Source organism: Paenarthrobacter nitroguajacolicus, assembly GCF_031455195.1.
In the GTDB taxonomy this organism is placed as follows: domain Bacteria; phylum Actinomycetota; class Actinomycetes; order Actinomycetales; family Micrococcaceae; genus Arthrobacter; species Arthrobacter nitroguajacolicus_D.
Genome location: NZ_JAVDSH010000008.1, coordinates 1 through 13,971 on the forward strand (window position 1 = coordinate 1; position 13,971 = coordinate 13,971).

Consider the following 13,971-nt stretch of genomic DNA (forward strand, 5'->3'; position numbering starts at 1 on the left):
ACTATTGAGTTCTCAAACAACAGACACTAACCGGCACCACCCACACCCACCAAAGGGTCCAGGATCGCTCCGGAGCAACTTTTCAAACTTACCCGCTGCCCGCCTCCGGGTCAAATCGGCGAAGTTGACTTGATTTTCCTTAAGGATTCATGTCGGTTTCGCCTTCCTCCACCGGGGAGCAGCGCGGGTATTAACTATACACACACTCTGCGGGCTTGGCAAAGACCCGTATCGGGACGGGCTAGCCGGTCGGAGAACCAGGGCTCGCCGGGCTGATCGGAAGCCAAGCGCCACGGCCGGCAACCGCCGTCGAACGCTTGACCCAAGCTGAACAGGCAACGCTCCCCCACCACGGTGGAGGAGCGTTAGCTGGAAGGGGTCATTACGTGAGCGAGCGTTGGCTGGAAGGGGTCATTACGTGAGCGAGCGTTGGCTGGAAGGGGTCATTACGTGAGCGAGCGTTGGCTACTTGGCCGGCGCGAACCAGGAGGCCCCAAGCGGCGGAAGCGTGATGGTGAGCGCGGCCGGCTGTCCATCGGTTCCCGGCGCGGTCGCCTTCAAGGTACCCGCGTTGACGACGCCCGAGCCCCCATACGTTTCCGAGTCGGTGTTCAGTACTTCCACCCACTCCCCTGCTGCCGGCACACCCAGGATGTAGTCCTTGTGCGGGCCACCGGAGAAGTTCACTGCGCAAACGAGCGGTTTGCCGTCCTGGTCCCACCGGATGAACGTGAGGACGTTATGGTCCGCATCTCCGCCGTTGATCCACTGAAAACCTCCAGCTTCGTTGTCCCGCTGGTACAGGGCCGGCGTGGACGTGTAGAGCCCGTTGAGGTCCTTGACCAGGAGCTGCAGCCCGCGGTGCGCCGGGATATCTGCAAGGAACCAGTCCAAGCCGTACTGCTCGGACCATTCGGCTTCCTGCCCGAACTCGGTGCCCATGAAGATGAGCTGCTTGCCCGGGTGCGCCCACTGATAGGCGAAGAAGGCACGGAGGTTTGCCAGTTGCTGCCAGCGGTCACCCGGCATCTTCCGCAGCATGGAGCCCTTGCCGTGAACAACTTCATCGTGGCTGATGGGCAGCAGGAAGTTTTCCGTGAACGCATAGACCAGGGAGAACGTGATGGTGCCATGGTGCCACTTGCGGTTGATGGGGTCTTCAGAGATGTACTTCAGCGAATCGTGCATCCAGCCCATGTTCCATTTGAGCCCAAAACCAAGGCCGCCGTGGTTGGTCGGTGCCGTCACGCCGGGGAATGCCGTGGACTCTTCGGCGATGATGATGGCTCCCGGGTGGGACTTGTAGACCGTGGCGTTGACTTCCTGCATGAAGGAGATGGCCTCAAGGTTTTCGCGGCCGCCGAACTTGTTGGGGCGCCACTGTCCTTCTTCGCGGGAGTAATCCAGGTAGATCATGGATGCCACCGCGTCAACGCGCAGGCCGTCGATGTGGAACTCCTCCAGCCAGTACAGCGCATTGGCCACCAGGAAGTTCCGGACCTCGCTGCGTCCGAAGTCGAAGATCAGTGTTCCCCAGTCCGGGTGCTCCCCGAGGGCCGGGTCGGAGTGCTCATACAGGGGCTGGCCGTCGAACTGCGCCAAAGCCCATGCGTCCTTGGGGAAGTGGGCCGGAACCCAGTCCAGCAGCACGCCAATGCCTGCCTGGTGCAAGGAATCCACGAGGAACCGGAACTCGTCCGGGTGCCCGAACCGGGAGGTCGGAGCGAAGTAGGACGTCACCTGGTAGCCCCACGATCCACCGAAGGGGTGCTCAGCCACGGGCATGAACTCGACGTGGGAGAAGCCAAGCCACTTCACATAATCGACGAGTTCCTTGGCCAGTTCCTTATAACCAAGGCCCAGGCGCCACGAGCCGAGGTGGACTTCGTAGACGCTCATCGGCGAATTGTGCGGATCCCGTTGGGCACGGGCAGCCATCCACTCCGCGTCCTTGAAGCGGTAGCTCGGATCAACTACACGCGAGGCGGTCAGGGGCGGAACTTCGGTGCCGAAGGCCAAGGGGTCCGCTTTCTCCACCCAGTTTCCGGCCTTGGTCAGGATCTCGTATTTGTAGCACGCCCCTGCTACAACACCCGGAATGAAGAGTTCCCATACGCCCGAGGAACCCAGCGAACGCATACCGTGCGAACGGCCATCCCAACCGTTGAAGTCACCCTTGACGCGTACAGCCTGGGCGTTCGGAGCCCACACCGCGAACGAGACACCGTCCACCTCGCTCAACGCCGAACGGTAGTGCTGGACGTGTGCACCCAGGACATCCCACAGCCGCTCGTGCCGGCCTTCGCCGATCAGGTGGAGGTCCACCTCACCCACGGTAGGCAGGTAGTGGTACGGGTCGTCGATGGTGACCGGTTCGGCGTCGTACACCACTTCCAAACGGTAGTCCGGCACATGGCCCGCCTGCAGCGGTTCCAGGACGGCAGCCCACACACCGTGTGCCTCGTGGGTCATCTCCGTACGTCCGGCCTCGGTCACCACTGCCACCGATTTAGCGAGGTGCTTCACCGTGCGAACGGTGACGTGGCCGTGATCATCCAGGTGCGCGCCGAGCACGGAGTGCGGTGCGTGGTAAGCCCCCGCTGCCACGCGTTCCAAGGTCTCGGAGTCCACGTGCAGTGGGACTCGGGGCCGTTCGGTGCGTGCAGAGCCAGTCATGTCATTACCTTCCGCTGTAGCTGCCGCATGCTTGCCGCGGCTTGTGTTGTCGAGGATTCGTCTCGATGCGTTGACCGGGATCGACAGCCAGTCGGGCCGGTTTCGCAGCTCGTAGACCACCTCGTATAAGGCCTTGTCCAGCCACAATGCCACAAAGAGCGGCGACCGGCGGTCTATGGTTCCCGGGGTGACGTCGCTGTAACCCTCAAGGAAGGCGGCAGCGCAGTCATCCACCCAGGTTTCGGGCACCTTGGCGTCCGCATTCTCGCGCGTGGCGGCGCCCGCGGCGTAGTCGAAGGACCGCAGCATTCCCGACACGTCCCGCAAGGGAAGGTCGGGCATATTGCGTTCGTCAATGGTGCGCAGCGGCTCTCCTTCGAAGTCCAGGATGGCCCAGCGGCCTGCCCGGTCGTCCGCCCCCGGGACCCAAAGGATCTGCCCGAGGTGGAGGTCGCCATGTACGCGCTGCAGCTGCCCGACGTCGCGCGGGTCCAGAGTGGCCAACAATTCGTCGAGGTTGTTGTCGTAATGCCCGACGGCGGAGGCGGCCTCCGCCCACGACTGACGGACCCGCCGGGCAACAGTGGCGATAATGTCCGGGCCCTGCGCCTGACCGTCCAGAACGCCGAACGTCTCCGCGAGCCGTGCGTGGACCGTAGCGGTCGCCGCTCCCAGGCCGCGGGCTTCTGCGGTGAAATCTTCCCCGGCCGCCGCTGCGTCAACGGCCAGGCGCCATGCGTCCTGCCCGCCCAGGAGGAATTCGTGGGCGACGGTCAGCTCACCGGTGGCGGTTGTGGAGCCGTCCGACGCCGGTTCGTTCCAGGAGCCGGTAATCCAACCAAGCGTCGCGGGAACCTCGCTGGTTCCGGCCGCCGTCAGTGCGGCGCCCAGCTCCACCTCCGGGTTCTTGCCAGCCGCCAGCACGCGGAAAACCTTGAGGATGGCGGCCGAGTCGCCGTCGTCGATGATGACAGAGGTGTTCGATTGCTCACCGGAGAGGACCCGCGCAGAAACGGGGTTCTTGGGGAGTGACACCTTGCCGTGGGTGAGATGGCCCTGCGCCAGGTTGTCCTCCAAGGAGGCTTCGCTGCGCATGAACTCCAGCCAGGCGGAAACGAACGCAGAATCGTAGACGGCGTCGTACACCAGTTGAAGCCCACGGTCGGGATCGGTGAACTCCCCCAAAAGCGCTGAAGGCGCGTCCACCAGCGGCCGGCTGTGGAAGCTCAACGGCACCTGGACAACGTCAGTCCGTGGACCGCCGTCGGCCGTCCGGTAGGTGACTGCCAACAACACCACCTCAAACACCGCATCATCGCCAGGGGCGGGGAGTCTGAACCCACCCACCTGCTCGAGGGCAAAATCGGGGCTCTTCACCGGGAACCAGCGCTTGGTGGGGAGCCAGGTCCGGAGAAGACTTTCAATGGCGGGGTTTCTTGTTCCCTTGCTCATCTCATCCTTTGGTCGACACCACGGGGATCGCCTGCGTAAAAGGCGACGATGGATTGGAAGACGCCGAGCGCACACGCAGCCAATAGAAGCTGTGGCTGCCCAGCATCACGGTCAGGTTGCCGTTCTCACCGACGGCCGGGAAAGGCTGACCGCCGAAAATATCGCGCAGGCCGCGGCCCGCAAACTCAGGAAGGTCCAAGGTGGCTGCCACGGGGTGCTGGGAAAGGTTGAAGACACACAGTATGGTTTCGGCGTCCTCCCCCTCCGGATTACCGGGCGGCAACTCCCGCACGTAAGCCAACACCACCTCATGGTCCGCCCCTATGTGGCGGAAGCCGCCCAAGCCGAACACCGGATGGTTCTTGCGAACGCTGAGGATCTGCCGCGTCCAACGCAGCAGCGAGCCCGAGTGGGCCGCCTGAGCCTCAACGTTGGCCATGCTGTAGTTGTAGACCAGCGACTGGATGACCGGCAGGTACAGCTTGCCCGGATCCGCTCCGGAAAATCCGGCGTTACGGTCTGGGTTCCACTGCATGGGCGTGCGGACGGCATCGCGGTCATCCAACCAGATGTTGTCTCCCATGCCGATCTCATCCCCGTAATACAGGAAAGGACTGCCAGGCAAGGACAGCAGCAACGCGTTGATCAGCTCGATTTCCGCGCGGGAATTATCCAGCAGCGGGGCCAGCCTGCGCCTGATGCCGATGTTGGCGCGCATGCGCGGGTCCGGTGCATACCAGCCCAGCATCGCGGCACGTTCCTCGGCGGGCACCATCTCCAGGGTGAGCTCGTCGTGGTTCCTGAGGAAGGTACCCCACTGGGCACCCTTGGGGATCTCGGGGGTTTCCCGCAACGTCTCGATGATCGGCGCGGCCTTCTGGTCGCGCAGGGCGTAATACAACCGCGGCATGATGGGGAAGTGGAAGGCCATATGGCATTCGGGGGCTTCCTCCGTGCCGAAATACTCCACCACTTCATGCGGCGGCTGGTTGGCCTCCGCGATGATCACCCGGCCCGGGTAGTTCGCGTCCACCATCCGGCGAAGGTCCTGCAGGAAGGCGTGCGTTGCCGGCAGGTTCTCGCAGTTGGTGCCCTCCTCTTCGAACAGGTACGGGATGGCATCGGCACGGAAGCCGTCGATCCCCTGGTCCAACCAGAACCTGACAACGTCATAGAGGGCCTCGATGACCTTCGGGTTCTCGAAGTTCAGGTCGGGTTGGTGGCTGAAGAACCGGTGCCAGAAGAACTGGCGGCGGATGGGGTCGAAGGTCCAGTTCGACTCCTCCGTATCAACGAAGATGATGCGCGCGTCCTGGTACTTCTCATCCGTATCGCTCCACACATAGAAATCTCCGTACGGGCCCGTGGGGTCCTTGCGTGATTCCTGGAACCAAGGGTGCTGGTCCGAGGTGTGATTCAACGGAAGATCGATGATCACCCTGACGCCGCGGGCGTGCGCCTCAGCCACCAAGCGTTTGAAATCGCTGATGGTGCCGAATTCATCCAGCACCGAGGTGTAGTCCGCGATGTCGTAGCCGCCATCACGCAACGGGGAATGGAAGAACGGCGGCAGCCACAGGCAATCCACGCCCAGCCACTGCAGGTAGTCCAACTTCTCGATCAGCCCATGGAAGTCGCCCGAGCCGTCCCCGTTGGCATCCGCAAAGGCCCGCACCAGTACCTCATAGAAGACTGCCTTGCGGTACCAGTTCGGATCGTGCTGGAGACCTGGGGCGTTCAACTCGAAGGTGTTCTTCGGAGTGAAGTACTGGCTGGGGTTTTGCGGAGAAAAACTCACTAAAGCTGCCTCCGGATGCTCAGGATGTGTGCGGGTTCAACATGGGCGTCCAGGCGGACGTAGTTGTGCTCGCCCCACTCCCAGCTCTGTCCGCTGATCAGGTCGTCCACGCGGAAGCGGCCGTCCTCGTTGAAGTCCTCAGGGTCCAGCTGCAACGCTGCCAGGTCCAGGGACACCGTGCTCTCCCGGGTGCTGTGCGGATCCACGTTGACCACAATGATTAACGTGTCCTTGGTGCCGTCCGGAAGAGTCTTGTGCTTGGAGTAGACAATCGTGGCGTCGTCCGTGCTGTGGTGCAACGTCAGGTTCTGCAGGTCCCCCAACGCCACGTGGTCCTTGCGGATGGCGTTGAGCCGCGTGATGTACGGAGCAAGGGTCCGCCCGGACTCGGCCGCACCCTCCCAGTCCCGCGCCTTGATCTCGAACTTTTCGTTGTCGATATACTCCTCGGCGCCTGGGCGTGCCACATGCTCATACAGTTCGTAGCCTGCGTACACGCCCCACAACGGGCTGGCTGTGGAAGCCAGGGCTGCGCGGATCTTGAAAGCCGCCGGACCACCGTACTGCAGGTACTCGGTGAGGATGTCAGGGGTGTTGACGAAGAAGTTGGGCCGGAAATACGCCGGGCTGACGTGGCTGACCTCGTAGAAGTACTCTTCCAGCTCCGTCTTGGTGTTGCGCCACGTGAAATACGTGTAGGACTGCTGGAAACCGGCCCGGCCCAGGGCATGCATCATGGGCGGGCGGGTGAAAGCTTCGGCGAGGAAAACGACGTCGGGGTGCTTCTTGTTGACCTTCCCGATCAGCCACTCCCAGAACCAGACGGGCTTGGTGTGCGGGTTGTCCACGCGGAAGACCTTCACCCCGTGGCTGATCCACAAGAGCACGATCCGCAGGATTTCCTTCGACAGGCCGGCGGGATCGTTGTCAAAGTTCAGCGGGTAGATGTCCTGGTACTTCTTGGGCGGGTTCTCGGCGTAGGCAATGGAACCGTCCACACGCGTGGTGAACCATTCAGGGTTCGACGTCACCCAAGGGTGGTCAGGGGCTGCCTGCAAGGCGAGGTCCAGCGCCACCTCGAGTCCCAGCTCGTTGGCGCGCGCAACAAAAGCATCAAAATCCTCAAACGTCCCCAGCTCGGGGTGGATGGCGTCGTGGCCACCGTCCTTGGAGCCAATGGCCCACGGCGAACCCGGGTCGTTGGGCCCCGGAGTCAGGGTGTTGTTGCGTCCCTTCCGGTGCTGGAAGCCGATCGGGTGGATGGGCGGCATGTAAATGACGTCGAACCCCATCTCCGCCACGGCATCGAGCCGCTTCGCCGCAGTACGGAAATTGCCGGACGTCCACACCCCGGTGTTGTGGTCGAAGACTGCGCCCTCAGAACGGGGGAAGAACTCGTACCAGGCTGCCCGTCCCGCCAGGTCACGTTCCACCTGCAGGGGAAAACGTTCGGAAACGGTCACCAACTCGCGGATCGGAAGGCGTCCGACGGCGGCCAGCACCTCGGCGCTGAACCCTGCGGCAAGGCGCTCCTCGGCAGACTTGGAGGTATCGGCGAGCACGACAGAAGCGGCACGCAGGGTGCGCTTGTCCGCACCGCCGCGCCCGGCGTCGTCGGCTGCTTCGGCGAGGAGGGCCGCGCCTTCGGCGAGCATCAATTCGACGTCGATGCCGGCGCCGATCTTCACCTCTGCGTTGTGGTGCCACGTTCCGTAGCGGTCATGCCATGCCTCGATGACGAAAGACCACGCGCCCGTGCCGCCGGGGGTAATGAGGCCCTCCCAGCGGTCAAGGCCCTTCCACTGCTCGCCCTGGGCGGGGCTGAGGCGCACGCGCTGGCGCTCCCGACCCCTGGGGTCGAGCAGCACAGCGGACACGCCGAGCTGGTCATGGCCTTCGCGGAAGACCGTGGCACCAACCACAAGGTCCTCCCCCGGCAAAGCCTTCGCCGGGAAACGGCCACCCTCAACCACCGGCTGAACAGCGGTGATGGGGAACCGGCCGAAACGAAGTCCGTCGGTGATGTCCGTTTTCGTCTTGGATTTCAGGGCGGTGATGTTTCGCACGGTATTCGTCACAAGCACGACGTTAGCGACAAAAATCCCGAAATGCTAAGCACACGACCTTTCTCCTCTGCGCAAGATGTCTTTTACCTAAAAGAAACCCAAAGCAGTTCCGGCAGCCATGCCAGTCAGTTAGTGTGGCGCTCGTGAAGGCAATTCGAAGGTTTACAGTCCGTACCGTCCTCCCTGAGCCCATCAGGCCCCTGGCCCGCTTGGCGACCAACTTGCGCTGGTCCTGGCACAGGCCCACCAGGGAACTTTTTGCGAGCCTCAACCCGGCTCTCTGGGAGGCCTCGCAACACGACCCCATAGCCCTCCTGGGGTCGATCAGCCGCGAACAGCTGCAGGACCTCGCCAACAACGGGGAGGTAGTGGAACGCGTACAACACGCCGCATCCGACCTCGACCGATACCTCAGCGAACCGCGGTGGTACCAGGGACTTGGGGACGACGCTCCGGCCTGCATCGCCTACTTCTCACCGGAATTCGGCATCACCGAGGTCCTGCCACAGTACTCCGGTGGCCTCGGCATCCTGGCAGGCGACCACCTCAAAGCCGCCTCCGACCTCGGCGTGCCGTTGATCGGCGTCGGCCTCCTCTACCAGGCTGGCTATTTCAAGCAGTCCCTGTCCCGTGATGCGTGGCAGCAGGAAACCTATCCGGTGCTGGACCCCGACGGCCTTCCCCTGACCCTTCTTCGCCACCCGGGCAAGGACGGCGTGCCCGGCAAGCCCGTCCACATCTCCCTGCCGCTGCCCAACGGCCGTGAGCTTCACGCGCACGTGTGGCGTGCCGACGTCGGACGCGTTCCGCTGCTGCTGCTGGACTCCAACGTTCCGTCCAATGACGAAGCTGCCCGTGGCATTACTGACCGCCTCTACGGCGGCGGGGGCGACCACCGCCTGCAGCAGGAACTGCTTCTCGGTATGGGTGGCGTCAAGGCGCTGCGCGTCTACCAGGAGCTCACCGGCACGCCCGCGCCCGAAGTGTTCCACACCAATGAGGGCCACGCAGGTTTCCTGGGAATCGAACGCATCCAGGAAGCGATGTCGGACCCCTCCGATCCCCTCAGCTGGGACGAAGCCCTCGCCGCGGGACGCGCCTCCACCGTCTTCACCACGCACACGCCCGTGCCCGCAGGCATTGACCGCTTCGAAACCGTGCAGATCAAGCACTTCTTCGACGCCGGCCTGGCGCCCGCAGTGCCAACCGACCGGATCCTGGAGCTCGGCCGGGAAAACTACGACGGCGGCAACCCCTCCGTTTTCAACATGGCCGTCATGGGCCTGCGCCTCGCGCAGCGGGCCAACGGCGTCGCCAAACTGCACGGCGTGGTTTCACGCGAAATGTTCGCCGGCCTCTGGCCCGGATTCGACCACTCCGAAATTCCCATCACCTCCGTCACGAACGGGGTCCACGTCCCCACCTGGGTGGACCCGCGCATCTCCTCCCTGGCCCGGCACCAGTTCGGCGCCGAAGCGGAAGCGCTGGGACGCTGGGACCTGGCCTACAACGTCAGCGACGAGGACGTGTGGGCGCTCCGCCGCGACCTGCGCGCCCAGCTCATCGACGACGTTCGACGCCGCCTCCGGGCTTCGTGGAAGAAGCGTGGAGCCGCAGACGCCGAACTCGGGTGGACCGACTCAGTGCTGGACCCCGACGTCCTCACCATCGGCTTCGCCCGCCGCGTGCCCACCTACAAGCGGCTCACCCTTATGCTGCGCGACCCCGCACGCCTGAAGGCCCTGCTCCTGGACCCCAAGCACCCCATCCAACTGGTCATCGCGGGCAAGTCCCACCCCGCGGACGACGCCGGCAAGAAAATGATCCAGGACCTGGTCCGCTTCACCGACGACCCCGCAGTCCGGCACAGGATCGTGTTCCTGCCCAACTACGACATCGCCATGGCCCGGACCCTCTTCCCGGGCTGCGACGTCTGGCTCAACAACCCGCTCCGCCCGCTCGAAGCCTGCGGCACCTCCGGCATGAAGGCAGCCATCAACGGCTCGCTCAACCTGTCCGTCCTTGACGGCTGGTGGGACGAAATGTACGACGGCGAAAACGGCTGGGCCATCCCCACTGCCAACAACAACGCCACCGCCGACGAGCGCGACGACATCGAAGCATCCGCGCTGTACGAGCTGCTGGAAACCCAGGTGGCACCGCGCTTCTACGGCACCACCGTAGCCCAGGGTGCCGGGGCCGCAGGTCCATCCGAATCCAGCCGCGAAACCGTGCCCACCCACTGGGTGTCCATGATCAAGCACACCCTGGCCAACCTCGGCCCGGCCGTATCAGCGGAACGCATGCTCCACGACTACGTCAACAACCTCTACTGCCCGGCCGCCGTATCCGGGCGCAGGGCCGTCGCCGAAGCCCACAAGGAAGCCAAGGAACTCGCGGCCTGGACCACCAAGGTACGGAACGCCTGGCCCGAGGTTGTGGTGGAACACGTGGACTCCGTCGGTGTTTCCGAAGAACCCCAGGTAGGCGACACACTGCAGGTCAACGCCTACGTAGCCCTCAACAACCTGACACCCGACGACGTCTCCGTGGAGGTCGCCTTCGGCCGCGCCGAGGAATCGGATGAGCTCGAAGACATCGTGGTGGCCGAACTGGACTCCGTGGAGGACCTCGGCAACGGACGCCACCTCTTCAACGGCTCCCTGGTCATCAACCGCTCAGGCTCCTTCGGCTACACCGTCCGCGTGTTCCCGAAGCACTCGGCGTTGGCTTCCAAGGCTGAACTCGGATTGATCGCGAACGCCTAGTCCTTAGCCAATCGACATCCGCCGGATGTCAGTCATCCTCCGCGTGCTGGCTCGTTCCTCGCCTTTGACGCACGCTTCCGGATAACTGGCATCCGGCTTTGTTGTCCAGCTAGCGGGTGCGCTGCGACTTGAGCTGTTCAGTTCTCGAAAACCGCGATGACTGCCAGATCGCGTCCGGCGTAGCGCTCTGCGTCTTGCAGGATCTCGCAGACCACGCCGAAGGAGCGGTCCGTTCGGTAGGCTGCCGGGACCTGCCAGATCATGGTGACCGGGCCGCCGTCGTCCTCTGACAAGGCGTCCGCGTAGTCGTGCAGGGAGTCATTCAAGGCGTCCAGGTTCACGCCGTAGAACTCGGGGAAGTCGAGGACCTGGGCGAAGACTTCCAGCACTGACTGCTTGGTGTTGGCCGGCGGTACCAGGAGGGTGCGGCGGCCAGCGTCGGAGACCTGTTCCTGGAGTTCTTCGAGGGTCCAGGTGTCTGATGAATAGATTTTCATGGGCTCCTACTTGCCTTCGACAATGAACTTGAACGACACGTAATGGTCGGCGGTGTAGTACTTCGCGGTGTCCTTGCCCACGATGATCCGGCGGGCGCCGCGGTCCGACTCTCCGGGCGTCTCAACGGTGTATTCCTGATAGAAGCCCCCTGGCTTTTTGGGCAGGAGGCCTTCGAAGTTGCCGAAGTTTACGCCGTCACGATCGTATGGATACGGGCCGCCTTTCGCGATGAGTGCCAGCGTCTGCCGTGCCTCCTTGGGGAGTTGCGACGCGTTGATCGTGGGAAGCGTAGACGGGTTCGCCACGGCGGCACGTGTCGTCGAAACGGAGCCAGGTTCCGTCGTGGTTTGTGCGCTTGAAGGCGCCGGCGGTGCGGTGGAGGGGGCCGTCAGGGCGCCGCCGCCCACCATGGCAACCACAAGCACGACGACGGCGATCACCAGTCCCGCGAAAGCCACCAGTTTGCTGCGGCTGCGGTTCATGTGGAGGAACTCCCTGTTCGATCAGTGGCTAGGTGCGGTAGATGTTGATGGTGTTGGCTTGCAGGATATCCCGCTCACCTGACGCCACCAACGCACCCTTGCGGCGCTCATGCAGCACTGACGTGGTGAAGCGCAGTTCAAACATCCGTTTGCCGATGCCCGTTTCGCTGAGGATCTCCGGCAGGACCATCTTCACGTCCTGGTTGCTGCCGTTCACGACAATCAGGCCCCGGACCTCGCTGTCCTCGTGGCCCATCAGCAGTTGGACCGAGCGGACGTTGGGGTCGTTCCAGCGGGCTGGAGTCATCCGTTTGCCCTTGTCGTCGAACCACTGCAGGCTGGCGTCGTTCGCTTTGCCGGGGAAGCTTTCCGGCTGGTGCCGCAGGAACCAACGGCGAAGCCTGACCAGCTCCCGTGTAGTCCGGAACATGGCGTTGGCTTCCTGCGTGCGGCTCCAATCCAGCCAAGCCGTTGGATTGTCCTGGCAGTACGCGTTGTTGTTGCCCTGCTGCGTCCGGCCAAGCTCGTCGCCGGCCGTGATCATCGGTACACCGAAGGACAACAGCAACGTGGCCATCAGGTTGCGGATGGACAACGAACGGGCGGCAACAATCGCCTCATTCTCGCTGCGGCCTTCCACGCCATGGTTATAGCTACGGTTGTCGCCGTGGCCGTCGCGGTTCTGCTCCCCGTTGGCCTCATTGTGCTTACGGTCGTAGCTAACCAGGTCCTTCAACGTGAAGCCGTCGTGGGCCGTGATGAAGTTGACCGAGGCCAAGCGCGTCCGCCCGGACGATGCGAAGAGGTTGGCTGAACCAGCCATGAGTTCCGCCAACGACGCCACGGAGCCGCCTTGGCCGCCAGCCTCAATGGCGGCGCGGTCGGAGAGCCAAAAGCGGCGTACGCCGTCGCGGAAGTGGTCATTCCAGTCCGACCACCCCTGCGGAAAACGGCCTGTTTGCCAGCCGCCGTAGCCCACATCCCACGGTTCAGCGATGAGTTTCACTCCCGACAACACCGGGTCCTCGGCGATGGCCTGAAGGAACGGGTGCTGGGGGTCGAACGTGTTCCCGGCGTCGCGGCACAGGGTGACCGCGAGGTCGAAGCGGAACCCGTCCACATGGAAGTCGTTCACCCAGTAGCGCAGGGAATCCAGGGCAAGGTCCACCACCACGGGATCGCTGAAGTCCAGGGTGTTTCCGCAGCCGGTGGTGTCCAGGTAGCGTCCATGGGCGTCGTGCCGGTAGTAGCGCTGCTCCGCCAACCCCCGGAAGCTGATGGCGGGCCCATCAGGCCCGGCCTCGGCCGTGTGGTTGTACACAACGTCGAGGATGACCTCGATGCCGGCCGCATGCAGCAACTTGATCATGCCCTTGAGCTCGTCCTGCACCGCGTGCGGGCCGGCGTTCCGGGCGGCCTCAGTGGCGTAGTCGGCATGCGGGGCAAAGAACGCAGCCGTGTTGTAGCCCCAGTAGTTGGTCATGCCGAGGTCCTGGAGGTGCGACTCATCCAAGTGGAAGTGGATGGGCAGCAACTGAACCGCGGTAATGCCCAGTTCCGTGAGGTGCTGGATCATCACAGGGTGCGCCATCCCCGCGTACGTTCCGCGAAGGTGTTCCGGGATCTCCGGGTGAAGCATGGTCTGGCCGCGGACGTGGGCTTCATAAATCACGGACGTCCGCATCGGTGTCCTGGGCGGCTGGTCGTCGCCCCAATCAAAACTGTTGTCCACGTGGACGCTCGTGAGGAACTCGCCCCGCTGGTCCACAGCGCGACCATAGGGATCGAGCAGCAGCCGGTGCTCGCCGTCGTCGTCCAAATCCAAGGCGGGAACCGGCATGGGGAGGCCAGCTTCCGAAGGCGCCTCGCGGAAACCATAGCGGGTGCCCGGGGGCATCCCGGCGATCAGGCCGAAATGCACGCCGTCCTCAATGTTGGGAAGAACCTGGGCGCGCCACGTCCCGCCGGGTGCTTGGAAGGCCACCTCCACCTGTTCCAGGTCCGGCGCAAAGACGGCCACATTCACTTCATGGTCCTGCGTTTTCACCGCATCTGAGAGGCCGGGCTGGGGTGTGCTCAGTCCGAGGGGCCGTGGCCGCGACGCATCGACGGCAGCTGCTGTGTCAAAAATAGGCATAACCATTGATTGCAAGTTTAGTTCCACGCCCACTATGTGCCGCGCCAGGCGCTCATGTGACGACGTTCAGTGCAGTGATTTCATTACTTGGCAT

7 protein-coding genes are annotated in these 13,971 nt (G+C 63.6%); 1 reads left to right on the forward strand and 6 read right to left on the reverse strand.

Features of this window, described 5'->3' with window-relative positions; genetic code table 11:
* Nucleotides 1-465: 465 nt before the first annotated feature.
* From J2Y68_RS16120 to J2Y68_RS16130, 3 genes are read right to left on the reverse strand one after another with little or no spacing between them, the layout of a single operon-like run.
* Nucleotides 466-4,128 carry a 1,4-alpha-glucan branching enzyme gene (locus J2Y68_RS16120; RefSeq protein WP_309994816.1) on the reverse strand — a complete coding sequence of 1,221 codons (3,663 nt, stop codon included), beginning with the start codon at nt 4,126-4,128 and terminating at the stop codon, nt 466-468.
* A 1-nt stretch (nt 4,129) separates the two neighbouring features.
* Nucleotides 4,130-5,926 carry a maltose alpha-D-glucosyltransferase gene (treS, locus tag J2Y68_RS16125; RefSeq protein ID WP_309994817.1) on the reverse strand — a complete coding sequence of 599 codons (1,797 nt, stop codon included), beginning with the start codon at nt 5,924-5,926 and terminating at the stop codon, nt 4,130-4,132.
* Complete coding sequence (locus J2Y68_RS16130; protein WP_309994818.1) at nt 5,926-8,010, reverse strand: alpha-1,4-glucan--maltose-1-phosphate maltosyltransferase; 2,085 nt, start codon at nt 8,008-8,010, stop codon at nt 5,926-5,928. Before J2Y68_RS16130 ends, treS begins: the two co-directional genes overlap by 1 nt.
* 125 nt (nt 8,011-8,135) lie before the next feature.
* Here J2Y68_RS16130 and glgP point away from each other — a divergent pair, with 125 nt between their 5' ends.
* Complete coding sequence (gene glgP / locus J2Y68_RS16135; protein ID WP_309994819.1) at nt 8,136-10,760, forward strand: alpha-glucan family phosphorylase; 2,625 nt, start codon at nt 8,136-8,138, stop codon at nt 10,758-10,760.
* 137 nt (nt 10,761-10,897) lie between these two features.
* On the opposite strand, the gene J2Y68_RS16140 is transcribed toward glgP, so the two are convergent.
* Genes J2Y68_RS16140 through glgX form a run of 3 tightly spaced genes read right to left on the reverse strand, consistent with a single transcriptional unit; the run spans nt 10,898 to nt 13,883 of the window.
* Nucleotides 10,898-11,257, reverse strand: a complete 360-nt coding sequence (locus tag J2Y68_RS16140; RefSeq protein ID WP_309994820.1) for a barstar family protein — start codon at nt 11,255-11,257, stop codon at nt 10,898-10,900.
* A gap of 6 nt (nt 11,258-11,263) precedes the next feature.
* Nucleotides 11,264-11,740 carry a guanyl-specific ribonuclease gene (locus tag J2Y68_RS16145; RefSeq protein ID WP_309994821.1) on the reverse strand — a complete coding sequence of 159 codons (477 nt, stop codon included), beginning with the start codon at nt 11,738-11,740 and terminating at the stop codon, nt 11,264-11,266.
* A 28-nt stretch (nt 11,741-11,768) separates the two neighbouring features.
* The gene (glgX, locus tag J2Y68_RS16150) at nt 11,769-13,883 is read right to left on the reverse strand and encodes a glycogen debranching protein GlgX (protein WP_309994822.1); all 2,115 of its coding nucleotides are present in this window, start codon (nt 13,881-13,883) and stop codon (nt 11,769-11,771) included.
* Nucleotides 13,884-13,971: the final 88 nt, after the last annotated feature.